The organism is Bradyrhizobium sp. P2_E8 (assembly GCF_056403875.1).
Genome location: NZ_JBFUES010001639.1, coordinates 1 through 955, shown reverse-complemented (window position 1 = coordinate 955; position 955 = coordinate 1). Strand labels below are relative to the sequence as shown.

At 65.9% G+C, this 955-nt stretch carries 1 protein-coding gene; it reads right to left on the bottom strand.

The features are described 5' to 3' along the window. Positions 1-139: 139 nt before the first annotated feature. Positions 140-955 (bottom strand): ATP-binding protein (locus tag AC1D00_RS42910; RefSeq protein WP_477014893.1); only part of this gene is annotated, 816 nt, incomplete at its 5' end.

Genomic DNA, 955 nt, shown 5'->3' with positions numbered 1-955 from the left:
TCTCCATACAGGGGAGCGAAGCGCCATCCGCGCCCGATCGCGCTCCCCGTGCCGCCCCTTTAGGAGCGGTCGGCTGTGCTTTTACGAAGGTTTAGTGACAGTCGGATGACAGCCTCAAGCAATTGAAATCGCTTGAGTTTCAGGCTATCGCCGGAGCCCTGACCTGGGGAAAGCAGGCGGTGAAAGTGGCGCCCTGTTTCGGCACGCTTTCGATCACAAGCCGGCCGCGATGCCGGTTAAGAATATGTTTCACCAGCGATAATCCGAGCCCGGTCCCGCCCTGCAAGCGGCTGTCGCCGACGTCGACCCGGTAGAACCGCTCGGTCAGCCGCGGCAGGTGCTCGGGCGCGATGCCGGGGCCGAAATCCCGGACCATGACCCGGATTTCCTGAGTTCCATCAGTGGCGGCGCCCGAGGTCAGAGACACGATGACGCGTCCGCCCGAGGCACCGTATTTGAGCGCGTTCTCGATCAGGTTCTCGAACAGGCGGAGCAGTTCCTCGCGGTCGCCCGCGATCATCACCGGCGGCTCCGGCAGATGGATCTCGACCTCGACCTGGCGCTCGCGCGCCAGCGGCTCGAGCCCGTCGGCGACCTGGCGGATGATCGGCAGCAGGTCGACCAGGGTGTCGGGCCGCACATGGGCCGACAGCTCGACCCGCGACAGCGAGAGCAGATCGTCGATCAGGCGCGCCATGCGGGTGGCCTGGTTGTGCATGATGCCGAGGAAGCGCTCGCGCGCCTTGGGGTCGTCTTTGGCCTGGCCCTGGAGCGTGTCGATGAAGCCGGACAATGCGGCGAGCGGTGTGCGCAACTCGTGGCTGGCATTGGCGACGAAGTCGGCGCGCATCTCCTCGACCCGGCGCAGCGGCGTCTGGTCGTGGAAGGTCATCAGCATGCATTTGTCGGCGCCGCCGAAGGTGGTCGGCACCGGCACCGGCGTGATGATCAGCTC